This is a genomic window from Nitrosospira briensis C-128, assembly GCF_000619905.2.
Taxonomy (GTDB): Bacteria; Pseudomonadota; Gammaproteobacteria; order Burkholderiales; family Nitrosomonadaceae; genus Nitrosospira; species Nitrosospira briensis.
Genome location: NZ_CP012371.1, coordinates 1,700,114 through 1,724,801, shown reverse-complemented (window position 1 = coordinate 1,724,801; position 24,688 = coordinate 1,700,114). Strand labels below are relative to the sequence as shown.

21 protein-coding genes are annotated in these 24,688 nt (G+C 53.7%); 7 read left to right on the top strand and 14 right to left on the bottom strand.

Going from position 1 to position 24,688, the window contains the following annotated elements; genetic code table 11:
- Positions 1-156 precede the first annotated feature (156 nt).
- Positions 157-1,395: an OmpP1/FadL family transporter gene (locus F822_RS07780; protein WP_231623404.1), complete on the top strand. Its 1,239-nt coding sequence runs from the start codon at positions 157-159 to the stop codon at positions 1,393-1,395.
- A gap of 302 nt (positions 1,396-1,697) precedes the next feature.
- Here the strand turns inward: F822_RS07780 and F822_RS07775 are convergent, their stop codons facing one another.
- Both F822_RS07775 and F822_RS07770 read right to left on the bottom strand, forming a co-directional pair.
- Positions 1,698-2,267, bottom strand: a complete 570-nt coding sequence (locus F822_RS07775; RefSeq protein ID WP_025041476.1) for a hypothetical protein — start codon at positions 2,265-2,267, stop codon at positions 1,698-1,700.
- A gap of 664 nt (positions 2,268-2,931) precedes the next feature.
- Positions 2,932-3,315: a VOC family protein gene (locus F822_RS07770; RefSeq protein ID WP_025041475.1), complete on the bottom strand. Its 384-nt coding sequence runs from the start codon at positions 3,313-3,315 to the stop codon at positions 2,932-2,934.
- Between the two features lie 651 nt (positions 3,316-3,966).
- Here F822_RS07770 and F822_RS07765 point away from each other — a divergent pair.
- Positions 3,967-4,563: a hypothetical protein gene (locus tag F822_RS07765; protein WP_025041474.1), complete on the top strand. Its 597-nt coding sequence runs from the start codon at positions 3,967-3,969 to the stop codon at positions 4,561-4,563.
- Between the two features lie 148 nt (positions 4,564-4,711).
- On the opposite strand, the gene F822_RS07760 is transcribed toward F822_RS07765, so the two are convergent.
- Positions 4,712-5,185, bottom strand: coding sequence for a hypothetical protein (locus F822_RS07760; RefSeq protein WP_025041473.1), 474 nt, complete (start codon positions 5,183-5,185; stop codon positions 4,712-4,714).
- A 13-nt stretch (positions 5,186-5,198) separates the two neighbouring features.
- Positions 5,199-6,398, bottom strand: a complete 1,200-nt coding sequence (locus F822_RS07755; protein ID WP_156304373.1) for a hypothetical protein — start codon at positions 6,396-6,398, stop codon at positions 5,199-5,201.
- A gap of 724 nt (positions 6,399-7,122) precedes the next feature.
- Here F822_RS07755 and chaB point away from each other — a divergent pair.
- Together chaB and F822_RS07745 are read left to right on the top strand one after the other, a co-directional pair.
- Positions 7,123-7,350 (top strand): putative cation transport regulator ChaB, encoded by a 228-nt coding sequence (gene chaB, locus F822_RS07750; RefSeq protein ID WP_025041471.1) that lies wholly within the window; start codon positions 7,123-7,125, stop codon positions 7,348-7,350.
- A gap of 573 nt (positions 7,351-7,923) precedes the next feature.
- Positions 7,924-9,003: an alkaline phosphatase family protein gene (locus F822_RS07745; protein ID WP_025041470.1), complete on the top strand. Its 1,080-nt coding sequence runs from the start codon at positions 7,924-7,926 to the stop codon at positions 9,001-9,003.
- Positions 9,004-9,185: 182 nt separating this feature from the next.
- Here F822_RS07745 and F822_RS07740 read toward each other — a convergent pair whose 3' ends face one another.
- Positions 9,186-9,662 carry a surface antigen protein gene (locus F822_RS07740; RefSeq protein ID WP_025041469.1) on the bottom strand — a complete coding sequence of 159 codons (477 nt, stop codon included), beginning with the start codon at positions 9,660-9,662 and terminating at the stop codon, positions 9,186-9,188.
- A gap of 222 nt (positions 9,663-9,884) precedes the next feature.
- Between F822_RS07740 and F822_RS07735 the strand changes: the two genes are divergently transcribed.
- A complete protein-coding gene (locus F822_RS07735) occupies positions 9,885-10,058 on the top strand; it encodes a hypothetical protein (protein WP_231623402.1) in 174 nt (57 codons plus the stop codon).
- Between the two features lie 158 nt (positions 10,059-10,216).
- On the opposite strand, the gene F822_RS07730 is transcribed toward F822_RS07735, so the two are convergent.
- Positions 10,217-11,689 carry an SEL1-like repeat protein gene (locus F822_RS07730; protein ID WP_231623400.1) on the bottom strand — a complete coding sequence of 491 codons (1,473 nt, stop codon included), beginning with the start codon at positions 11,687-11,689 and terminating at the stop codon, positions 10,217-10,219.
- 304 nt (positions 11,690-11,993) lie between these two features.
- Positions 11,994-12,485, bottom strand: a complete 492-nt coding sequence (locus tag F822_RS07725; RefSeq protein ID WP_025041466.1) for a hypothetical protein — start codon at positions 12,483-12,485, stop codon at positions 11,994-11,996.
- 185 nt (positions 12,486-12,670) lie between these two features.
- Between F822_RS07725 and F822_RS07720 the strand changes: the two genes are divergently transcribed.
- On the top strand, positions 12,671-13,459 hold the full coding sequence (locus tag F822_RS07720) for a polyamine aminopropyltransferase (protein WP_082204616.1): 789 nt from the start codon (positions 12,671-12,673) through the stop codon (positions 13,457-13,459).
- Between the two features lie 288 nt (positions 13,460-13,747).
- Positions 13,748-13,933: a DUF3460 family protein gene (locus F822_RS07715; RefSeq protein WP_025041464.1), complete on the top strand. Its 186-nt coding sequence runs from the start codon at positions 13,748-13,750 to the stop codon at positions 13,931-13,933.
- Between the two features lie 105 nt (positions 13,934-14,038).
- Here the strand turns inward: F822_RS07715 and F822_RS07710 are convergent, their stop codons facing one another.
- From F822_RS07710 to miaA, 7 genes are all read right to left on the bottom strand, one after another.
- Complete coding sequence (locus F822_RS07710) at positions 14,039-15,238, bottom strand: acetyl-CoA C-acyltransferase (protein WP_025041463.1); 1,200 nt, start codon at positions 15,236-15,238, stop codon at positions 14,039-14,041.
- A 16-nt stretch (positions 15,239-15,254) separates the two neighbouring features.
- The gene (locus F822_RS07705) at positions 15,255-17,798 is read right to left on the bottom strand and encodes a 3-hydroxyacyl-CoA dehydrogenase/enoyl-CoA hydratase family protein (RefSeq protein ID WP_025041462.1); all 2,544 of its coding nucleotides are present in this window, start codon (positions 17,796-17,798) and stop codon (positions 15,255-15,257) included.
- A gap of 219 nt (positions 17,799-18,017) precedes the next feature.
- On the bottom strand, positions 18,018-18,434 hold the full coding sequence (locus F822_RS07695) for an acyl-CoA thioesterase (protein ID WP_197272800.1): 417 nt from the start codon (positions 18,432-18,434) through the stop codon (positions 18,018-18,020).
- Between the two features lie 134 nt (positions 18,435-18,568).
- On the bottom strand, positions 18,569-20,410 hold the full coding sequence (locus F822_RS07690; protein WP_025041460.1) for an AMP-dependent synthetase/ligase: 1,842 nt from the start codon (positions 20,408-20,410) through the stop codon (positions 18,569-18,571).
- 197 nt (positions 20,411-20,607) lie between these two features.
- A complete protein-coding gene (locus F822_RS07685) occupies positions 20,608-22,962 on the bottom strand; it encodes an acyl-CoA dehydrogenase (RefSeq protein ID WP_025041459.1) in 2,355 nt (784 codons plus the stop codon).
- A gap of 64 nt (positions 22,963-23,026) precedes the next feature.
- Complete coding sequence (locus tag F822_RS07680; protein WP_025041458.1) at positions 23,027-23,395, bottom strand: BON domain-containing protein; 369 nt, start codon at positions 23,393-23,395, stop codon at positions 23,027-23,029.
- 61 nt (positions 23,396-23,456) lie between these two features.
- Positions 23,457-24,380 (bottom strand): tRNA (adenosine(37)-N6)-dimethylallyltransferase MiaA, encoded by a 924-nt coding sequence (miaA, locus tag F822_RS07675; protein WP_025041457.1) that lies wholly within the window; start codon positions 24,378-24,380, stop codon positions 23,457-23,459.
- Positions 24,381-24,688 lie beyond the last annotated feature (308 nt).

Sequence of the window (24,688 nt, the reverse complement as noted above, 5' to 3'; positions counted from 1 at the left end):
GTATTTTGAAGAGTCCATTTTCGCGTTTCTACTCTTACTGCATGGCTCACCGGAACCGTCATTGAACAGTAGCAATAGACAATTGCAAAAAATTCTGCCTTTCATTTCCTCTTTCGGCGCGCACGTAAAATCACTATGAAACCATCCAGATTATTAATGGCTCTCTTGCTGACAGGGAGCCTGTCCATTGACGGCACTGCTGCAGCGGCAGGCTTTGCGCTGCAAAACCAGAACGGAGCTGGAAATGGCTATGCTTATGCGGGTGCAGGGGTAGTGGCGCAAGACGCCTCCACGATTTATTTCAACCCCGCTGGCATGACCTACCTCGCCCCCGGTCACCATGTTTCAGGCGCGGGGAGCCTGCTTATCCGGTCATTAAGATTCCAGGATACGGGTAGCGGACGCTTCCTCAATTATCCTCTCGGTGATAACGGAGGTCAGGCTGGGGGTCTAGCGGTCGTTCCCGCGGTCTATTGGAGTATGTCGCTGGGTTCCGCCTTCCGCATAGGACTGGGGGTATCGCCGACCTTCGGCAACGCCACGGATTGGAGCAAGACCTTCATCGGCCGCTTCCAGGGGGTAGATTCAACGATAACGGCCATCAACTTCAATCCAAGCATCGCGTGGAAGCTGCACGAGGACGTCTCGCTCGGGGTCGGTTTGAACGTTGTAAAATTTGATGCCGACCTGCGCAACATCGTGCCGGTGACAGCACTGTTGCCTGTGCCCGTGGAGGTCGAAACCAAATTGAAGGGGGATGATGTCGGATTCGGCTATAACGTGGGATTGATGTTCCGGTTATCCCCATCCACGCGTGTTGGGCTGACGTATAGATCAGCGGTAAATTTGAAAGTCGGCGGCCCCCTGAGCGCGCCAAACACTGTCATTCCCGCCTCAGTCTCCGTCGAGCTGCCGGACACTGCTTCCCTGGCAATCTCGCACATGATGAATGACCGTTGGCGGTTGCTTGCGGATTTGACATGGACGGGCTGGAGCGGGCTGCAGGCAATCGTAGCCAAAAACCGGGTTTCCGGGGCTACTCTGGCGAACGAACGGCTGGGGTTCGATAACACCTTTCGGGTTGGTCTCGGGACGCAATATCAATATACCGAACGGCTGCGGCTTCACGCCGGGTTCGCCTGGGACCAGACACCCGTCCCCAACTCCACCGACCGGACTGTGCGTCTGCCGGACTCCGATCGTTTCTGGCTCGCTGTTGGCCTCAATCAGAAGCTTGGCCAGCGAACATCAATCGATGTCGGATACGCGCATATATTCTTCACAGGTGCTGACATCAATCGTCCGAGCTTCCCCAACCCCGCGCTCCAGGTTGTCCGCGGCTCATTCAACACGGACGTACACATTATCTCTGTCCAGCTCAATCACCACTTCTAATGCGCTTGGGGGGACGGTCGCGGGTGCAGGTGTACCAAATACAGAGTTATGAGAAAAGCATCGAGCGGGTACGACAACCCGCTCCACCGCCGCCGCTGGCAATCCAACCGCAAATCAAAAGACCTGCGTGGATCTAAGGGATCTAAGCAGTCAGACCGCCGCTTTTTCGGTTGTAACGCTTGACTGACAAACGAGCGGGCCGCCGCATTGAGTCTGACCTCATAGATTCCTCTTTCCAGCCGTATGTGAAATATCTCTATAAATAGAAACCCAATTGAAAAAAAATCGAGTTGCGGCAGTTATCAATCACATGCCGTTACACGAGTTTTGAAGATGTATTTAATTCTGGCTCCAGCTACTTGCTTGAAAAGATCGGGGGCAATAACGCTGTCGCTTTTTTCATAATAGCTATTTCCACATAGGCGACTGAAGCTGATTTGACCATTTGGCGTCAATTCCTGACCGTTCCTGTCGAGAAGAATCAGGTTGAATACCACGTCTGGTGAAACCACCTTGCGGACGCGGGACCGCACATCGAAAGACGTGTGCCAGATCAGGGTGTCACCGCGCTCTGAAACACTCAGCGTAAGATTGTCGATATAGGTTATCCCGGCTGGACTTTGCAGCGCCAGGTTATTGAACTCCCATGCTTTGCTGTTCTTGCGTTCGTCGGCTATCGCTCTGCCGTCTGTCGTCATTGCCGCGGTAGAGCTGGAAGCAGAGGACGCCGCTGAAACAATAATAACCTTATCCGTGGCGCCGGATGTGCCTTGAGGAGCTTGCCGGCTGGGTGAGCCTCCCGATCGAACCGATATGCATCCGGATAACGCGACAAGAATTATCAATACCGTAATCGTATACAGATTTTTCATGGTTTTTCTCTCCTGCGATTGTGAAAAATACCATATGTCGCGTTCATGTTTCGATGGTGTCGGGCTGGATTGAGTCAACATAAAAGGCAGTATATTGATTGCTTTCCAAGAGTTTGACTGCGAATGGTCTAGGCCGTCAGAACGATCCTTATCCATTGAGCCGGACCCTATATATTCCTCGGCACATCAAAGACCCGTGCCAGATCAGGGTGTCATCGTGCTCTGAAACACTCAGCATAAGATTGTCGATATAGGCTATCCCGCCTGGACTTCGAAGCTCCAGATTATTGAACTCCCATGTTTTTCTGTTCTTGCGTTCCGTTGGCTGCTGCCCTGCTATTCGTCGTCATTGCCGCGCGCTAGAGGCGGAAGCAGAGGACGCTGCTGAAACAATGATAACGCTATTCGTGGCGCCGGACGTGTCTTGAGGACCTTGCCGGTCGGGTGAACCTCCCGATCGAACCGATACGCACCCGGATAACGCGACAAGAATTATTAATCCCATAATCGTATACAGATTTTTCATGGTTTTCCCTTCTTGCAATTGTGAAAAACACCCTCTGTCGCATTCATGTTTTGTCGGGCTCAATCGAACCAACCACAGCGCGCTATGCTGTTGGAAGGGAGCCGCAAGCATAATACGTCAGGCATTTTCGATAGGCTGCTAATGCATGGAATGCAGCCCGATCATGTTGCCTTCGGTGTCGAAAACCAGCGCGATGAAGCCATATTTGCCGATCGACATTTTTTCCTTGAAAATACGCCCGCCATGCTCGGCGGCCCGCGCAGCCTCCACCGCGCAGTCTTCGCACATGAAGTAAACCAGCGTGCCGCCGCCACCCGAGGCGCAGCCTTCCATTTTAGCGAGCGCGCCCGCCGCTCCATAGCCTTCCTGCGACATGGGAAAGCTCCACATTTCCAGCTCTGTACCAGCGGTGGGGTTGGGAATCTGCTCGAGTTTTCCTTGCAATACCGCTTCGTAGAAAGCCTTGGCGCGCTTCATGTCCTGCACATAGATTTCAAACCAGCCAACTGGATTGGGTTTCATGGCGTTGCTCCTTTGACGTGAGGGAATTCATATATTTTTCAGCATAGCGTATTTTTGCGCTCTAATCGTCGTGTCGAGGCTTTGATTCAGGCATTCTTCATTTCCTGATTGTGAAACCTATGGAATCAGACCTGAACGATTTGAAATTGCTCCCTGTGAAGGAAGATTTCTGAAGGGAAAGGGTTTGGGCCTGAGGCTGGAAATCCTGGGGAAATGAAAATCCTGCCATTTTTCTCGGTAAAATCCATTAGATCCATATAATTGCGCATTAGTAAAAAAGAAAACCTTCAAATAATTATAGGAGTTGAAAGAAAATTGGCAAATTCTTTCAAACACCCGAATGGGGTCCTGGCCGAACAAACTACGTTCCCTCATCCCTATCTATAGAATCCAAGAGATCAGCTCGATTGATCCGTGGGTATCAGGAGCCCCCATGCTGCCAGGCGTCTACCGATGTGTCGGTCCACTTTACACTTACGATCCCAGGCATTCGAAAGAAATATATAAGTGCCTGAGTAAAAAAACTTTCTTGAAGTTAGCATAAACTTTGCTTCGGTTAATTTGATCACCGTGAGGAGCAGGGATCAGATACAACATAAAACAATAGACACATATGATTGCCGATCCATTGCTTAATCGAGGTGTACTGTAATGAGTGAAACGCCAAAAGACATCTCCTCTTCACCGCAAGGACGAGCCGATAACGTACCTGAGGCATTCTTTCCCGGCATTGAGCAGCTTGCGACAACCGTAATTTCGTCGTTTATAGCGAAGCATGGTCCAGCCGTTGGCGGAGCCATGTATAAGGCGCTGAAGGGCGACGATGTTCTCTTTGTGCAGATTGAAAAAAGCTGGAAGGAGGCAGCTTACTATTACATTGCGCTAAAGTTTAGAAACTTGATCGAGCATGGTGTTTATCTCGAAGACATCTATGTATTGGTACCCAATGACGCTCCGCTAGCTCTTCTTAAGAGCGGGAAAAACACCATGGATTTCGGTGCCGAGAATCATGTAATCTGGGTTACCCCAAGCGAGTTGCTCCCTCAGCTACTGCCTGCCGAAGCCGACGTGGCAAAGCAACTCCTGCTACGCATTCCCGACTTTACACGAGAGGGGTATAGCGAGAAAGCGTTTGCCAAACTCGACGCCATCACATTGGGATATCGGTTTTCGCGGCTTGACAAGCCGGGGCCTGACATTAAAAAGGATATCGTCATCCGCCTTCAAAAAAGTACGAACTTATCCTGACTGGCTGATCTGCTCGTAGAGTGGGCTGTTCAATCGACAAGTTGGACTACCGCGAAACGCGCGCTAGAGTTCGCTCAATACCGTTCTTGCCTGGGGCACAGGAGTAAACCTGCCTGTGCCCTATCAGCCTGTCGTTTTGCCAGGCTCCTCACCCTCCTTTCATGAAGGGCGTGAGGCTGCCATGAACAGAGCCATCCATACCGATGAAGACATTGCCGGTTTCAGTAGGAACTTCATAAAGCGGCTGAAATGGACTTGCAGTTTCGCGACAGGCCTGCCACACCAGCCTGGGCTCGCCTGTCACGCGCACGCCCAAGCGGTCAAACGAAGCGAGCCGAGCCTCCTCGGGAGACATCGCCAAACGAGGTAAGGGCACCGACGGTGCAGCCACCGAAGCCATCAGGCCGCTTTCAGCATCAACTTGAACGATGAGTACGATTCCCCGTTGGTCTTGCCAGGGTACGAGGTAATATCCTTGCCCCGGCGCGTCGAGCCGCAGGACAAGTATAGGCGCTCCGGCATGTCCACCCACGCGTGCGGCGGCGACGCCGGGATTATCCTCGATCTTGAGACGATCAAGCCCGCGTTGCGCTCCCTTTATGGCAAACTCAGGCCCGACCACGATGTATCTTTATTCATACGCCGAGTCCGCTGGTAAGCTGGGTGAAGACTTCGCCATCTACCCGCACATACAACAAGGTTCCGCCAATCGCCAACTGGTAGAACGGAAGGTGAGGCGACCAGGATTGCCGGCACGGCTTCCACACCAATATCGGAGTGATGCAATAAGTGCCGGGGTAGACCTTGAATCGCCCTTTCTCGCCGGGTAATTCAAAGATTTTGTCGTTGACGCGTCGCGCAATCAATTCTGCTGACTTTGCGCCGTGTTCCCCACCGATCAGCCATTCTTTTGCCGGCTCGGAAAATACCCGTGCGCTCTTGAAGAATCCGAATCGCGCATCGATATCCACCAGAGCTGAAATACCACGTTCTCCTTCCCAAGGCGTCAAGTAGTAGAAGTCGTTGGGCCGGTCGAGCCGCTGGACAAGCTGCGGCATGCCAAAACCGCCACTGCTGAACGCTGCCTCGAACTGTTTATTTTCGGCAAGTTTATATTCTTTCAAGCCGCTCGATGCCAGTTCCGCGACCTGTTGAGGCTGGATCAGTCGCTTTCCATTACCATGGCGTTTTACCTCGCGTCGACGCGGCAGATCGATTGTCGGCGGTTCAGGATCGCACACGCTGATCCATTGTGTAGCAGCGCCTGGATCGTCATATGCGCAACCGTTAAAGCGGTTAGTCTGCCATTCGGCATAGGTAACGAATTCGTTTGCCACGCCATGGGTCCCGCCCGATCCGCACGTATCCGATCCGTCGTGCGACGAAATTGACGAATCCCATACCGGGTTATTCAACCAGAAACCTTCGATGACATATGGCCCAGTCGTCGGGTCGACATCGGTTTGCACGCCGCATACAACATTCCAGTGTGCGCAGTGATACACCAGCACTGCCGGCGACACTTTGTAATGATACAGAGTGAAGGCTACGTCCCTCGTTCCTTCCGCTTCCGTCAACCGCTTGTGGACCACGAAGTAATTCGGCAAGAACGAGGCGGGTCGGCGGTCGTTGAGCGTGTAGCAAAGCCCGTAAGGATCCGTATACCACGCCGGGTTGGCGTTGTGACTATTGTTCGACGTATAAAGGTCGTCCTGGTCGAGATCCGCATAGGAAACACCGATCTCATTGAGAATCATCATCGCGCATGCCGCACCGCAATAGTACGACGTATCCTGGGTGTGATATCGATCACCCGTGTTCAGGCTCCAGCTCATGGCAAATACTCCCGTCTCGGTCACAGTTCGTTAAGTCGACACAGACACGATCCAGTTCCACACCGCGCGCAAGGCCGACACCCAAGCAAAACGTTTTCAACATCCGACTGATCGTATGTCAACGAAGGTATCACCCCTCTTTTAGCTATTGTCAGTTCGGGCCGATCCGGTAAAAGCTCTTATCTCAGGCTAGTTCACTTTTCATTTGTCTGCCAGATTTTGTTTTAGAAAAAAATTGATACGGCCCCAGTACTATTTCATTCGTGACCCAACTGAAACGGGGTCCTTCTTATCCACTCTGCAGCAGAGCATAAAGAATCAACAGGAGCCGAAATTGATGGAAAGGTGATCGCACCGAATACTGAATAGAGCCGGGTCGATTGTGCCAGATAGAGCCGAATGTTGGATTACCGCCCGTGGGATTGATGTTCGGGGCGCCGATAGATCCGATATTCATCTATTTCAAAAATCATCGTTTCTGTCAGAGATTGCGACGATTCATGCCCAAGATGTTTACGAGGACTGGAAACAGATAACCGCTTTTCTTGCGCTAGCCAGATCTATCGCCTATCGTTTCTTTATACGTCAGCTTGGCAGGAAAGCAGGTGTTTGAGCGCTACCAGACACCACTTGGCATTTGAATCGAAACCATTGAGATATTACTTTTAAGCTTGCAGCATCTAAAAACCTACCGCTTCGCCCAACTATCGATAGGAGAGACGTCATGCCATACGCCACCATAAAAGATCTCCCAAACAACGTCACAAACGTATTGCCGAAGCACGCGCAGGAAATATATCAGGCGGCTTTCAATAATGCCTGGGATGAATATAAGGACCCGGATGACCGCAGAGGCGATGCTTCACGTGAAGAAACCGCGCATAAAGTCGCGTGGTCGGCGGTAAAAAAGGAATATGAGAAAAAAGGTGATGAATGGAAGAAGAAGTCATGAGTTTTCGATGAGACAACCTTCCGGTTACTCGAGCCCAAGCAGCCTCGATGAAATCCGGGGCAATTGGGTCGACGCAGTTAAGCGTAGAACTAAAAGTTCGATAAGAACGGAGCGTGTTATGAAAGGTCAAACAGCTTGAGATAAACAACGCGTCCTGCCGCTGCCAAAATTTTCCCTTTTCTATCGCCTCGGAAGGGATGAAAAATATCAACGGGCCTCCCTGCGCCCTGCACGCTACTCAGGATAGATCTTCTGGCGTGTTTTCGCACCGATAACCTCCATTCGTCGGTTCTCGACATTTTGAGGAAGGTGTCCTCCAGGTGCGCTCCTCTCCGATTAGTTTTTTTGAAGCAATTTGCAAGGTGGAAATTATGTGCTAGATCTATAAGTATGCGTACTTCAAGTTCGAGTAAAAGTTTTTACGTTACCGCTCAACGACCTCACATAAGTTTACTTATAACATGCGTCGAGTACTATTCATATTGTGAAAACCGCGACTTCGACCCGCGAATTTATTCTCTCTTACTCTTGTGGCCGAAGTCTTTGTATATATCGAAAATGTAGGAGAACGAGGTGAAAAAAACCGCTATAGCCTTAAGCTTTACCGCAGCATTTCTTCCCGGCCCGGTTTCTGCGGATACTGAAGGCATCCCCAGCCTGAATCACGTATTTCTCATCATGATGGAGAACCGCAACTACAAAGAAGTGCTGGACAATAATCCGGCAGCACCTTACCTCAACAGTCTGGCGAATTCCGCAGGTACCGCAACCAACTATCAAATCACCATGCATCCGAGCTTGCCAAACTACTTGGAAATCATCGCGGGTTCGACATATAACATCGCGGCTGATTCAGTACCAAAGTGGGGCGCCGATCCCGTCGCCCGGGGCAACGGAATCGCTAACTCTCGAGTTGCTCCGCTTACTTCCCTTTCCATTGCCGATCAGCTCGATGCTGCTGGCAAGACATGGAAATCCTATCAAGAAAGCCTGCCAGCAACTGGCGCGTGGAGAGTAAATATTAGCCCCTACAAAGCGGGCAGCCCCCCGCTCTATGAAGTTATGCACAACCCCTTCGTATACTTCGCTAACGTCCAAAATAGCGCCCATAGAAACAGTCTGATCGTGCCCGGTGCGCAGTTGCAAGCCGACCTGAACAATAACGCCGTTCCAAATCTGGCGTTTATCGTTCCCAATCTCTGTAACGATATGCACGGGCAGGGCGGTTCCTGCGCCGGATTTACCGATGCTCAGTTGACTGCCAACGGTGATAAGGCGGTTCATTCGCTTGTGAACGAGATTACCGGCTCGTCAGCTTGGCATACGGGCAAGAACGCAATCATCGTGCTTTGGGACGAGAACAACGATTTCAGACCGGGAGTAGGCACCATTCCCGCGATTGTCAAGACGAACTATAATACCCATAGCATCGTGGATGGTACCGCTTACACTCATGATTCGATGCTGCGCACCCTTGAGGATGGTTTGCTCGGCGGAACCTCATCTCTCTCCTACCTCAACAATGCTGCGCATGCGAATGCCATGACGCCTTTATTCGCGGCTTCTATTCCCGAGCCGGAAACCTATGTACTGATGCTGGCCGGTCTCGGTCTAGTGGGAGTCGCGGCCAGATGCCGCAAGATCAACGCTTAATCTATCGGCACGTCTCGCACGAGTTCGATGGAGTCAGACTAAGTCAGACTCCATCGAATCATCATAAAAGGCAATATACTGATTATCTTCGGGGGCTGAGTACGGATAGTCCGGTCGGCCGGAACGATTCTTACCAGCTCGGTCTGGCCTCACAGATTCTCATTCCCGTTCAAATACCGTCCTCAATCCTTGCAGCTATTCACATCCTCAGTAACCGTTTTCCCATCTTTTAGCACGACAGTTTGCCTGATTGTCTTGCATTCCTTGTTTTTCTGTGCCGTGACCGGTCCGGATTGAACGACCTCGGCTTTACCCACCAGGCCGGTATCGGGGTTGCTGAAGGTCTGAGTCTGGTTTGTCTCGAACGCTTTCTGCGACGCATCGGCCATTTTTTTCCTATCGTCCTTGCCGAGGACGCCTCCAATTTCCGCACCGACATAATAGCCTGCGACGCCGCCGGCAATGGCCGCCACAATGCGGCCCGCAGTACCACCGCCGAGATAGCTGCCCAGATAGCTCGCTCCGATAGAGCCGGCAATGCTACCGATCAACCCGCCAGTCCGCCGCGTGTCTGCTGTTTGACATCCCGGCAGGAGCACGATCAGCGCTATCGCGATGAGCCATTTGGCCCGCCTACTGGAGAGTGAAATGTTGCCCATGATATTCCCCTTTCAAAAAATTCCTGATCTACTAATGGGTTAGTCCCGCGAAATACCCGGAATCGAAGCCGGCTTGATCCAGTCCAGGTTCATGTGCTTCTGTACCGGGATATCATCAAAAGAAAATGGATACAACCTGATTGACAGCATAGCATTCCCTGAGGTAAGTTCCCGCGACCGTTATTTTCCATTTTGCTTTTATATTAGAAGAATTTGATGAAAATGAAGAGAACAATTCTAATAGTCGCGCTCCTGGCTGTCATTCCAGCGCTCTCAGGTTGCTGGTATGTTGTCGCCGGCGGCGCAGGCGCCTATGGCGGATACAAAATGAAACAGAAAGGTTATACGCTACAGAACCCCATCACCAAGGAAAAGAGCAGCCAGCCCTCCAAATAGCTCAGCTGCCCCGTGGATGCGCCCTGTCACCTTTCGACGCCCTTATCGTTGCCGGACCGTTTTGCCATTACCAGGTTCAGCGCGCCCATCGGGCAGTCACAACAGGGAGGGGACAAGCAGGTGCGCTGGAGGATGCCCGTGAATCCGGATATAGACGCTTACTCCCTGCGTGTTTTTATCCACTCTTCCGCTAGCCGTTGCGCTTCGGCAACTTGTACCGGCGTCATGAGTTTCTCCATAAGCTCCTGGTTTTCTTTCGCATCCTCATAATCTCCCGCGCTGGCGATGCTGAACCACTTATCAGCCTCAACATAATCCTGCTTGACGCCGGTGCCGTTGTAGTAAAGCACGCCCAGATTTGTTTGCGCCCCGTGATGACCCTGCTCCGCCGCTTTTTGATACCAGGACAAGGCTTGCGCATAATCCTGCGGTACGCCCTGGCCGTTGTTATACTTGACACCCAGGCTGTATTGCGCCCTTGCATAACCCTGTTCCGCCGACTTGCGATACCAGGATAAAGCCTCCAGCGCATCCCTTGCAACGCCCCGGCCACTGTCGTATCGCACGCCCAGGTTGTATTGGGCATCCTCATCCCCCTGCTCCGCGGCTTTGCGATACCAGGCCACGGCCTGCCGATCATCCCGCAAGACCCCTTTCCCCGTGGCGTACATTACGCCGAGATTGAATTGGGCGGGGACGTAACCTTGCTCCGCCGCCTTGCGATACCAGGCAGCCGCCTCATAATCGTCGTGCGTAATCCCCCGGCCCTTGGCATAAACGACGCCAAGCTTGAATTGCGCCCTTGCATATCCCAGTTCGGCGGCTTTGCGGTACCAGGAGGCAGCTTGTTGATCGTCCTTGATAATGCCCTCACCCGCCGCGTACATGACGCCGAGATTGAATTCAGCATCCGGATTCCCCTGTTCAGCCGCTTTACGAAACCAGGACACCGCTTTCTGATCGCTCTGCTCCACGCCTCGGCCCTTGGCATACAGCACGCCTATTGCATATTGCGCATCCGCATATCCAAGTTCCGCAGCTCTAAGATACCAGGATGCCGCTTGCTGATCATTTTGCTCCACGCCTTGGCCTTTGAGGTACATGAAACCCAGAATGCCCTGCGCGGGAGCATGCCCTTGCTCGGCGGCTTTGAGATACCAGGACAAGGCCTGCTGATAGTCCTGCGTAACTCCCTGGCCTTTTGCGTACATCACGCCAAGATTGTACTGGGCCACGGCATATCCTTTATCCGCCGCCCTGAAATACCAGAGCATGGCCTGCTGATAGTCCTGCTCGACCCCCTGGCCTTTAAGGTACATGAAACCCAACATGGATTGCGCCGGCGCGTCGCCCTGCTCCGCCGCTTTGCGATACCAGTTCGCGGCCTGTGCGTCATTCTGAGGCACACCTCGGCCTTTCGAATACATGACGCCCAGATTGAACTGTGCATCCGCGTTTCCTTTTTCCGCTGCCCGCCTGAAAGAAGCTACCGCTTTAACATAGTCCTTGCTGAGGGCGAACCGCATTCCATCCTCAAAGTCTCCGGCGAATGCCGGAAGAGTCAGCAACATCAGTACCAGTCCGGCTATCGCCGAACCCGCCACCGCCATTGTTATCGATAAACGCATCATTTATTCACCGTAATTCCACCGATTCCTGTGTTAGAACTAAAAATTCCGAGCTCGTTGCCGGTTTTTTACCCATCGATATTTTTTGTGCTGTTTCCTGAAGCTTGAAAATAACCCGAGAAATACGATAGCTATACCAGGAATATCAAGAGCGCTATTCTATCGCGGCGGGCATTTAAAAATGGCCCATGCGCGATCATGTTCGGGATTTTTTCGTTTGCGGGGTTTGATAAAAGGAAATCCGGGGTTTTTTAGCCGAAGTAACGTAGCCGGCCGACGAGGTGAAACGAAAGAAGTCCTGCTCAACTTAGCGGGGTGAACACGCTTTCAGCTTGTCCCATGCTATATCGCTCTCGTATTTCTTCCCGTTCAGCCTGGCGACTACCGTTTCGTTATCGGTCCTTTGTATCATCATGACGAACGAATAGCCGGGGCTGGCTTCGCCGCTCATATCGGCATTTGATTTATGCGCATAGATCTTGGGAATCAGCGGCTGGATCACCGCATCGGGGTTGTTGGTTGCATTGCGCGCGTAGGTTCCCGGTAGCGCGCCGGACGGATAGGCATAAATTTCTGTCGCTTCGATATCCTGATAGCTTCGCACTTCATATTGCAGACCGCGGATCAGCCATCGGCTATCGGTTTGCAGTTCATTGATGACACAGCGTGCGAGCGAAACGCGATCTCCCGTAAATTTGGCGGCGTAAGTCTGCGATTTTTCCTTGAGGCCAATGCCCGAGCATGCCGATAACAGGCATGCTGACAAAAGTGGAGCTAAAATTGTAATGCGTTTTTTCATGATAACGTTCGGGTATAGCCTCCGCGTTTTAATGAGATCAAGCGCACTTCGCGAATTTGTTTTCATGGTAGCAGGACATGTTCGGCGGCGCTTTACCCCAGCCCGAGCTATCATGCAATGTAAACGTAGGCCAAAAGTATTCATTTGTAAAGCATCGCTTATTTTCGGATCAACCCAGGAAACCAATGCGTGCATTTTCCAGGCGCCGCTTTCACGGCATAGGCCGCGGTGCGGGCGACAATACCGACGCCGACTCCGGCGTTCATATGAGCGAAGAGTATGGCGTGCGTTCACTCCATATTGGCAGCAGCATGGTGCAAAGCGCGATGAGATTGGCAACACCCAACCATCTGGAGCTGATCTATACCCAATGCATGATGGGTTTTACCCTGTTTCATCCACGGCCGGAAAATATGCTGATGATCGGTCTGGGAGGGGGTTCGCTGGCGAAATTCGTATACCACCGTTTGCCGCAGGTTCAAACGACCGTGATTGAAATCAATCCGCAAATCGTTGCGATAGCGCGAGATCATTTTTTTGTACCGGCGGATGATGATCGCCTGCAAGTCGTGATTGCGGAAGGCGGCGAATTTGTTGCCAGCCACCCTCGCAGTGCCGACATACTGATGGTTGACGGTTTTGACGATGGGCGCCAGGTACCCTCGCTTTGCAGCCAGGATTTTTATGATCGCGCCCGTGAAGCATTGAAAAAAAACGGCGTGCTGGTGGTCAATTTGCTCAGCAGAGACAGGGCAGTCCATGACTACATCCATCGCATCGAGGATAGTTTCGCTGGTCGAGTGGCTACGCTACTGGCTGAGCCGTTCGGTAATCTGATCGTCTTCGCTTTCAAGCACAGCCCCGACAGATCCGCGTGGGAAAATTTGCGGGAGTGTGCAAAGCAACGCGAAGAGGAACTTGCCTTGCCTTTCACCAAGTTCGTCAATAAATTACAGCAGCGCAAGCCTTTCTGAGTCACACTCATGCTGCTGAGGCTTGATGGTTGCGCTACGCTCCAGACATACATTGATAAATTGTAGGTCGGGCTTCGCCCGACATCGTTTTTGATCGTCGGGCGGAGCCCGACCTACATTGGCATTGGAGCGGTGAAGATATTCAGCGATAACCCATCAAAACACGACCGGATTATAGATTACGCTACGATCCAGGTCACAGACCCAAGCTCAGTCGATGCGAGCACCTTCCGGTTATGGTAAAGTTTCAGGTTGCCACAGAAAAGTGAAGAGAGGAGAAACCAGACCATGAAACTGTACGAATCCGACCACACCAAATTCATGCGCGAGCTGTTCGAAAAAAATCCGAAACTGGCGGAGGATCAGAAAGAGGCGCGCGCCATCTGGTGGGATAAAAAGCTGGACCTGGAAGAGCGCAAGCGCTTCAAGGAGTCAAGCGTACCGCAAAAGGCCTACGTCTATTTCGGAAAATAGAGCGGGTATCCGAGTAGGTCTGCGAGTTTGCCGTGCCACATGATCAACAGGATAGTAATCCTGTTGATCTCCAGATTTTCATGAAAACTTATTCGCCGGTTCTCGTCATAGCGCTTCAAACACCCCCGCCGCGCCCATGCCTGTCCCCACGCACATGGTTACCATACCGTATTTTCGATGATGCCGGCGCAAGCCGTGCAGCAACGTGGCGACACGGATGGCACCGGTCGCGCCCAACGGATGACCTAGCGCGATCGCGCCGCCCAGTGGATTGACTTTGGCGCGGTCCAGCCCCAGGTCATGGATGACCGCGAGGCTCTGGGCTGCGAAAGCTTCGTTCAATTCGATCCAGTCGAGATCATCCAGTTTCAAGCCAACCTGCTTCAGCACCTTCGGTATCGCCTTGATCGGGCCTATGCCCATGATTTCCGGTGGCACACCCGCGACAGAATAGCCGAGAAAGCGGCCAATAGGGGTAAGATCGAAGCGTTTCAACGCAGCCTCGCTTGCTACGATCACGGCGCCCGCACCGTCGGACATCTGCGAACTGTTGCCCGCCGTTACGGAGCCATTTGCCGCGAATACCGGTTTCAATGTGGCAAGCGTCGCCGCGTTGGTGCCGGGCCGCGGCCCTTCATCGGTATTCCTTGTGCTGGAAACGTCCCGGACCTCGTGAGAGACGAGATCGGGGCGTTTTTCGACCACAGTATAGGGCGCGATTTCCTGTTCGAATTCCCCTGTCTCGATGGCCTTGAGTGCCCTTGCGTGGCTTGTTACCGCAAATTCATCCTGGGCCTCACGGCTGACTTGCCATCGCTGTGCGACTTTTTCTCCCGTTATGCCCATGCCGTAGGCGATGGCGACATTCTCGTCGCGCAGGAATATAGCCGGATCCAGCGACATCTTGTTGCCCGTCATCGGGACCATGCTCATGCTCTCCGTACCCGCCGCGACGATTACGTCCGCATTGCCCAGGCGAATGCGGTCGGCAGCGAGCGCTACCGCTTGCAACCCGGAGGCGCAAAAACGATTGACCGTCATTCCCGGCACGCTATCAGGCAGCCCTGCCAGCAAGAGCGCAATACGCGCGACATTCATTCCCTGCTCCGCCTCAGGCATGGCGCAACCAGCGATTACGTCGTCGATGGCTGCCGGATCGAGTCCCTCGCACTGTGCCAGGGCAGCTTTCAACACGTGGGCCAACATGTCATCAGGGCGAACGGTTTTGAACATTCCGCGCGGTGCCTTGCCGACCGGCGTACGGACGGCAGCAACGATGTAAGCGTCTTGTATCTGTTTGGTCATGACAGTTCTCCTTCGCTTAATTCCTGAGAGGCTTCCCGGTCTTCAGCGTATGCTCCACGCGCGCCTGCGTCTTCTCGGTTGCCAGCAGCTCTATGAATGCGGCACGCTCAAGCTCCAGGAACCAGTCTTCATCGACCACGCTGCCGGGAGTCAGTTCACCTCCACACATGACGTGGGCGATCTTGGTGCCGATCAGGTAATCATGGTCCGAGATGAAATTGCCTTCGCGCATGTTTACGAGCATACCTTTGATATTGGCAATGCCGGTAGAACCGGCCACCGAAATATTACGGGCTTTCAGCGGCGGGCGATACCCTGCTTCAGCCAGGGCGACCGCTTGCGCCTTGGCAACGTAAAGTAATTCATACCGGTTCATCACTACCGGGTCGGCAGTGCGCAGATAGCCCAGTTCTTTTGCCTGCTCGGCACTTTTTGATAGTTGTGCGGTTGCGACGCTCTGAAAATAATTTTTCAGCAAAGGGAAAGGATCGCCGTCTTTCGCATCCCGCGATGCTCTCAAAGCAAGCTCCTTGCATCCGCCACCCGCGGGCAATAATCCCACGCCAGCCTCTACCAGGCCGATGTAACTTTCCATTGTCGCTACCGCACGATCGCAATGCATCACGAATTCGCAGCCGCCCCCCAGTGCGAGGCCATCCACGGCCGCGACAGTGGGAATCATCGAGTATCGGAGGTCCTGCGAGGTCTGCTGGAATTGTGCAACCATCGCTTCGATTTCGGCCAACTTACCTGCCATCAGTGCATCGGCGAGATTAAGGCCGCGCGCCGCCTTGAGCACTGCAGACTGCGCCGTTTTCCTGATTTTTTTTGCCAGGACGCTGAAGGCGGAAGGCGGCTCGTCACTTTTCAGGCGCTCAGTGGCTTTTTGAAGATTGGCGCCGGCAGAAAATGGCGGTTCGGTCTGCCAGATTACCAAGGCACGCCAGTTCCGTTCGGCTTCATCAATGGCCTGTTGCACCCCATCCAGCACATCGCTCCCGATGGTGTGCATTTTGCTCTTGAAGCTGAGAATGGCTATGTGGTCATCCGCCGAGCCATTGCCGCCGGGCTCGCCCGTATGCCACATCCGTACCGCATCGGTCTCGAATATTGTTGTGCCATATTGCGCCCGCTCGCTCAGTAGCCTATCTGGAAACAACTGTCGCCGATACACGGGCAATGCCGGACGTGGCCGGAAGGTATTGCTGGACGGCGCATAGGATCCCTGTTTTCTATGCACGCCCTGTATGCTGATATCGACGGCTTGGCTGGCGCTTTGCCCCAGTTCCTGCACCCATTCCGGCAGCGATACTGCGCTCATGCTTTTGCCAGCCGCGATATCCTCGTTTATCCACCCGGCAATTTCGCTCCATCCCGCCGCCTGCCAGATCTCGAGCGGCCCCTGATTCCAGCCGAAACCCCAGCGCATCGATAAATCAAGGTCGCGTGCATTGTCGGCGATAGCGCCGAGATGAATAGCGCAATAATGAAACAGATCGCGGAATATGGACCACAGGAATTGTGCTTGCGGATGTGGATTCGCGCGCAACGCGCCAAGCTGGCCCGCGAGATTTTTACGTTTGAGCAGTTCCTTTATGTCGTCCTCGGCCGTACCCGCCGAGAGAATATATTCGCCCTTCGCAAGGTCCAGGACATGGATTTCCTTGCCCATCTTCCGATATATGCCGCGCCTGGCTTTCTGCCCGAGCGCCCCTTTATCTACCAGGGCTTGCAGCCAATCGGGCACGGCATAGTATCTGTGCCATGGATCTTCCGGCAGCGTATCGCGCATGGTAGCGATCACGTGTGCAAGGACATCGAGCCCCACCACATCCACGGTGCGGAAAGTCGCGCTCTTGGGACGACCGATGAGCGTGCCGGTCAAGGCATCCACAACGTCGAATCCGAGACCGAATTCATGTGCATGATGCATGGTGGCGAGCATCGAAAACACGCCTATCCGGTTGGCGATAAAATTCGGCGTGTCCTTTGCACGAATTACGCCTTTACCCAGGCACGTGACCAGGAATGCTTCCAGATCATCGAGCATCGCGGCATCGCTCTCCTTGCAGGGGATCAACTCTGCGAGGTGCATGTAGCGGGGCGGGTTAAAAAAATGGATGCCGCAAAACCGGTGACGCAAGTTCTCGGGGAACGACTTTGCCAGCTCATTGATGGAGAGGCCCGATGTATTGCTGGCAAAAATGGCGTTCTCACCGAGGTGTGGCGCGACCTTTTTATACAGCTCGCTTTTCCAGTCCATGCGCTCGGCGATGGCTTCGATCACGATGTCGCAATCCCGGAGTAACTCAAGGTTCTGGTCGTAGTTGGCCGGTTGAATGGAAGCGGCCTTGGCCACAATCGACAGTGGCGCGGGGTCCTGTTTTTTTAAATTCTCCACCGCCTTGATCACGTTGGCATTGGGGCCCCCCTGCTCGGCGGGCAACTCGAATAACAGCGTCTCGATGTTGGCATTGACCAGATGCGCTGCGATCTGCGCTCCCATTACGCCGGCGCCGAGGACGGCTGCTTTGCGCACCATGAATTTACGATTATTCAATGTCGCCTCCAGTTCGATCCGTTTTTTTCATCAGGAAAAAGCCCACTTCGTAAGCGTGCGGTATTCTTGTCCGCTTACCCTTCTCATTCCATTACGTCAAAGTATCGTATTACCGGTTGCCCGGCGAGAACAATTTTTTGAATATTATTCCGCTAAGCTTGTTTTCGGAATCCGGGTCGGCAAATGAACTGCAAGAATCGCGAGTTTTTTGAATGTACGTTATTCCTGCGGAACGACGCGCGGTTTGCGATTTTCATCCACGGCGACATACGTCAGGACCGCATCGGTCACTCGGCAGCATATTTCATCAATTCCGTGGCGAAGACCCCGCTGTGCATAGACGGCAACCTCCACCGTTATGGAAGTTCGGCCTACCTTGACGATCTCGGCATAAAAACTCACGATATCCCCGACGAATACGGGTTGTTTGAATACGAAGGAATTCACCGCTACCGTGGCCACACGCCCGCGAGCCCGGCGTATTGCCGGAAGGCTTCCGGCAATGTCCACCTGAGCCATGATCCAGCCGCCGAAAACATCCCCGGCATAATTCGTGTCTGTCGGCATCGGCACCAGGCGCAGTATCGGATCGAGCCCCTCGGGCAGTGATGTGTGACTTTCTACGTTCATATTCATTTTCTATTCCAAGGTTTAAACCACCGGCTTTGGCCGGTCAGGCTATCGCCCAATATCATTTTTCGATCGTCGAGCGCAGCTCGACCTGCTTTGGCGCCAATCTCTCGCATTCCGGGTGACTTACGGGCACGTCCCTAATGCCCCGCATATAACCTGCTCACCTCGGCTTGGTAACGATTCAACACCTGCGAGCGGCGCAGCTTCAACGTAGGCGTGAGCATATCGTTCTCGACAGTCCATGGCTCCTGCGCCAGCGCCACGCGATATATTTTGGCATAGCCGGGAAACCCTTTTATTTGGCGGGTGATCCGTTCCACGAGGATTTCTTCGAGCTTCTGGTCTTGCGACAAACGGCGTAAATCGCTATCAAGATTATACTGCGCCGAAATACTTTCCCAATTGCGGGCGTTCAGAACCACCAGTGCGCTTAAATACGGACGACCTTCTCCAATCAGCATTATCTGTTCGAACAGCGAATCATGCAGAATCGCCGCTTCCATGGGCGCAGGCGGAATTTTCTGGCCGGTGGACATCACGATGATTTCCTTCAGGCGGCCAGTGATGGTCACCCGGCCTTGCTCATCAATGCGCGCGATATCGCCGGAATTGAGCCACCCGTCGGGCGTCATTATTGCCTCGGTGGCTACCGGATCGTTCCAGTAACCTAGCATGACGTTGGGGCCGCGAATCAGCAAGGCATCGTCCGGGCCGAGTTTCACCTCTACCCCCGGGATGGGACGCCCCACGCTCGACGGAAGATTGTCCTCCATGGTGTTGCAGCATACGACCGGGCTGGTCTCCGTCATGCCGTAGCCTTGCAGGATGGGCAGGCCCAAACCGATGAATATCCGTGAAACTTCTGTCGGTAACGCCGCGCCGCCGCTCATCGCCTCGCGCAGGCGCCCACCCAGCTTGCTCATCACCTTCTTCGCCACCAGGGCTTCCAGCAGTGGCCACAATAGGTGAGAAAAAAGTCGGGGACTCCGTCGCTGCTGATACTCAAAGCGGCTGTAGCCAATATCAACCGCCAGATTGAACAGTTTTCTGCTCAAAGCCGAACCTTCCGCCAGCTTGGCATGAATGCCCGCATAGACCCGCTCATAAATTCTCGGGACGGAAATAAGAATAGTGGGTCGAATGATCAAAAGATCCTCTTGCAGCTGGTGAACCGAGCGGGCATATGCCACCGTTGCACCGCGCATCATCGGAGCATAATAGCCGGCAGTGCGCTCAAACGTGTGCGACAGCGGCAAAAATGAAAGCAGCAGATCGTCCTGTCCGATGGGCACCACTTGCAGGCAGCTATGCGCATTCGCAAGTATATTGTAATGGCTCAGCATCACCCCCTTGGACCGGCCGGAGGTGCCGGAGGTGTATATGATGGTGGCGAGTTGATGCTGATCGCGGCTTGCATCCTCCACTTCCTCGGCTTTTCCCTGCGAATCGTCCAACGGCCAGTCTGGCAGCCAGTCATACAGGGCAAGCACGAGGCCATCGTCTTTTTCTCCAGGGCTTCCTTGAACCGTAATGACGCGCAGCAGATGAGGAATCTGACCCCGTACTTCATGAAACGCTTGCCATTGGGCCAGTTCTTCGAGCAATAAAACTTTAACACCCGCGTCGCGCAAGATGTAGGCAGCGTTCTCGGGGCGGTCGGCTGTATAAAGTGGCACGACGACGAGTCCCAGCCTTAGTGCGGCTTGCTCGAATATCACCCATTCCGGGCAGTTTCGCAACATCACCGCAACCCGGTCGCCAGGCAGAAGTTTTTCTCGCGTGAGCGCAGATTGCCAGTGCGCGATGCGTTCATCCATCTGTTTCCAGGTGAGGTCGCGCCACTTACCGCTGGAGCGGTCGTAATCCCGATAGGCTACCGCCTCGGGCGAGCGACGTGTTCGCTCGCGGAATAACCCGTCGAGGGTTCGGGCGGTTTCCACCGGGATAACATCTGTAAGATTACGCTGCTTGGTTTGCATTATCCTAAATCCGGTAGTTGGACGGGGAGAAGTACAATTCACCCCGTAGCGCCCTCACCCGGAAGGTAAGCGTCAAATAATGTGAAATGTTGTTATTAATCATAACGCTGATATATTAAATGAGCGGTCAACTACCGGATTTAGGATCATCGGCTTTCACCCGATGTATTTTCGTTGGACCCGATAGGTTAACGGCTTCATCGTCCCGCCTCATACACCGATTGGGCCGACGCAGTTTCTGGTGTCCCGCCTGATGCGCGGCCAAAATCCGGTGGGAAATCATCCACCATGATCACGCGGCGGCGCATGGATTTCATCTTTCCCATCAGCTCCAGTTCGGTCGTGGAGATAACTCTCTGCTTGAGCGCCTCCGCGATTTTTTCATCGTCCTGAGGGGGAATCCGGCCTGCCTTGACGGCGGCGCGTAACTTCATTTCAACTGCTTCGCACACGACCGCGCACTGAAGCGCCTGTTCCAGCATGCCGAGCGGCTCGTCGGCGGAGGTAGGCATATATATACCCGCGGTCAGGCGGTCTCGCGCTTCTCCCGGTGTCAGCATCAGTGTGGCGATTTGATGCCCTAGCTCATCCGAGGGCGGCGAGAATGGTTTGCCCAGCGGAAACACCACAAACCGCAGGAGGCGCGCCGTGAGAATACGACCAGGAAAATTATCCAGCACGCCGTCAAATGCTTCCTGCATACGGTAAAGCGCATCCTGAACAGACCAGTGCACCAGCGGTAAATCAGCTGCGGGCCTGCCGTCATCCTTGAAGCGTTTGAGTACCGCCGAGCATAGATAAAGCATGCTGAGAATATCGCCAAGCCGGGCAGAAAGCCTTTCCTTGCGTTTCAGCGCTCCACCCAAAACCAGAAGGGAGATATCGGCGAGAAAAGCGAATGCGGCGGAGAAACGCGTCAATTGACTGTAATAACGCTGCATTTCAGTGCCCACGCTACCCGGCGCACTGGCGAGAGATGCGCCGGTGAGTCCATGCAGCAAGGAACGCAAACCGTTCCCGACCGTAAAGATAATGTGTCCCCACAATGCCTTGTCGAATTGCACTGAAGAACGCACGGTATCGCTATTACTGGCTGCGCGAATTTCTTCCAGCAGGTAGGGGTGGCAGCGTATTGCCCCCTGACCGAAAATAATCATATTGCGCGTAAGGATATTGGCGCCCTCTACCGTAATGCTGACAGGGATATGCTGATAGTTGCGTCCCAGGTAATTGCTGGGTCCCAGGCAAATGCCTTTGCCGCCGTGCACGTCCATCGCGTCGTTTATCGCCTGGCGCCCGCGCTCGGTAAGATGATATTTGACGATCGCCGAGATGACCGAGGGCTTTTCGCCCAAATCGACTGCTCCCGCCGTCATCATCCGTGCCGCATCCATCATGTATGTATTGCCACCGATGCGGGACAGCGCTTCTTCAACGCCTTCGAAGCGTCCAATCGGCGTCTTGAATTGCACCCGTACTCTGCCGTAAGCTCCGCTGGTGCGTGCGGCCAGCTTGGCCGCGCCGGTGCTGGTCGCGGGCAGCGAGATCGAACGCCCCACCGCAAGACAGTTCATCAGCATACGCCAGCCGCTACCCACTCCTTCGCGTCCGCCGATTACCCATTCCATCGGGATGAAGACGTCTTTTCCCGAGTTGGGGCCGTTCTGAAAAGCCGCATCGAGCGGAAAATGGCGCCGGCCGATATTGACGCCCGGCGTATTGGTGGGGATCAACGCCAGCGTAATCCCGAGGTCTTTCTGGTCGCCTAATAATCCATCCGGGTCCTGCAGTTTGAATGCAAGTCCGAGGAGCGTCGCTACCGGGCCGAGTGTGATGTAGCGTTTTTCCCAGGTGACCCTCATGCCGAGCACATCTGCGTCGCCGTTGAATTCGCCATGGCAGACAATGCCGAAATCGGGTATCGCCCCCGCATCCGACCCCGCATCAGGCCCGGTAAGTGCAAAACACGGCACCTCCAGCCCCTTTGCCAGGCGCGGAAGATAATGGTTCTTTTGCGCCTCGGTGCCATACTGCAACAGCAACTCGGACGGCCCCAGCGAATTCGGCACCATTACCGACACCGCCGCCGTGCCGCTCCGCGAGCTGATCTTCATGACCACTTCGGAATGCGCCAGTGCTGAAAAACCAAGGCCGCCATAGTCCTTGGGAATGATCATGCCGAAAAAGTGGTTGTCCTTGATAAATTGCCAGACGTGCGGTGGTAGATCATACAGCTCGCGCGTAATATGCCATTCGTCCAGCATGGCACACAACTGCTCGACCGGACCGGCAAGGAAGGCTTTTTCCTCCACGCTGAGCCTGGGTTTGGGATAAGCCAGCAACTTGTTCCAGTTTGGCTTGCCGCTGAACAACTCGCCATCCCACCACACGGTTCCGGCGTCCAGCGCTTCCTGTTCAGTTTGGGAAACCTTCGGCAGGATTTTTCGAAAAACTTTAAGCAGCCGGTTCGAAATAAGCGCGCGGCGAACGGGTGGGACGAAAAAAATAACGCCAATAAGCAGAACCAGCGTCGTAAGCAGGGCAGCGCTCAAGATAGTTTTCCTGCGTAGGTCTGCAATAGCTGTACCCGAGTATTTTTATGGGTGCCGGATGAGATCAATCAGCCGCGGCCGCAGTCTCGCTTCCACCGCTTCGCAAGCTCATCTTATTATCCACCTTCTTGATGCCGTCCACCATCCAGGTGAGCATATTGACACGATCCATCTGCGTCTGATTATCCACGATACCGCTCAGCATGACCTCGCCATTATGTGCCTCTACCCTGACATCCAGATGCCTGACATCGGGATCGGCCAATAGCGCCGCCTTTATTGTACTGTTGAGAGTGCTGTCGTCCACTCCCTCTGCGGTTGGAGGCGCCACCCAGGACTCATGCACCCTTTCCTCCGATTTTCCGCATCCCGCGGTGGACAAGGCGCCGATGAGGATCAATGTCCAGATAACCAGCTTATGCCTATCGTTCATTTTGTTTTCCTTATCAGAATGGATCCAAAAAAATTAAAATGAGATGTAACGAGCCCCATGATTATGAAACCGACGCAGCTTTTAAGCCAGTGTCTGCGAGGTAACCGCGCACCTGTTCCGGCAAATTTTCCGCCAGGCAATCGAATTCCCGCACCCCTTTCATGGAACGCAGCCAGGTGAGTTGCCGTTTTGCGAGTTGCCGCGTAGCGACCAACGCCATTTCGCGCATTGTCGCCGCATTGATTTCCTTTTCCAGATACATCCATGCTTGCCGATACCCAACGCAACGCATCGAAGGGTTTGCATCGTTCAGGCAGAATTTATCACGGATTGCCCGAACTTCATCGATTAATCCCAGCTTGAGCATCGTCTCGAAACGTTGTGCAATGCGCTGATGCAGTGCGCTCCGGTCGCCGGGAATCAGGGCAATCTTGATCGCGCGATAGGGAAGGCAGGCATTTCTGGGCTTCTTCAGAATTTCCGACATGGGTTTGCCGGCTAAATAACACACTTCCAGCGCACGCTGGATGCGCTGGCTGTCTGTAGGCTTGATTCGCGCCGCGCTGGCCGGGTCAAGCTGTAACAGCTCATTGTGCATTTCGTGCCAACCGTTCTGTTCGGCTTTGGCTTCGATCCGCTGGCGCAGGCTGCTATTCGCGGAAGGGAGCGCGGAAAGGCCTTCCAGCAGCATCCTGAAATAAAGCATCGTGCCGCCCGCCAGCAATGGAATATTGCCTCGTTCCGTAATTTCGCGCATTGCGACAAGCGCGTCATCGACAAATTGAGCGACGGAATAACACTCATGCGGCTCGATCAGGTCGATGAGATGGTGTGGCAGGGATGCCATGGATTCGGCGTCGGGTTTAGCGGTGCCGATATTCATGTACCGGAAGACCTGGGCGGAGTCCACGCTAACGATCTCCACGGGGAAGTGCCGGGCGATTTCCACCGCTATACCGCTTTTGCCGCTTGCGGTAGGCCCCATCAGAAAAATCACTGGGGGAAAGGTGGCGACTTCAGGCCTTTCAAGTTTTACGCTTTGTTCTGTCACGGGTAAACGAGGCGAGGACGGCTCATATTCTTGATCGCACGGCGACCACAGGCCATTTTGTGCCTTTTTTGTAAATTTTCGGATTTAACCCGGATGTTTCATAAATTGACGCGCGCCCTTGCTGGTCTTTTGTTTCGTATGAAAATTTCGTTCAGTCGGGCGTATGAATAACTACGCCACTCTTTCACAAAATCCCCCTACAAAACAAAATCCTGCGCAATCATCACGCGAATTTATGAAAT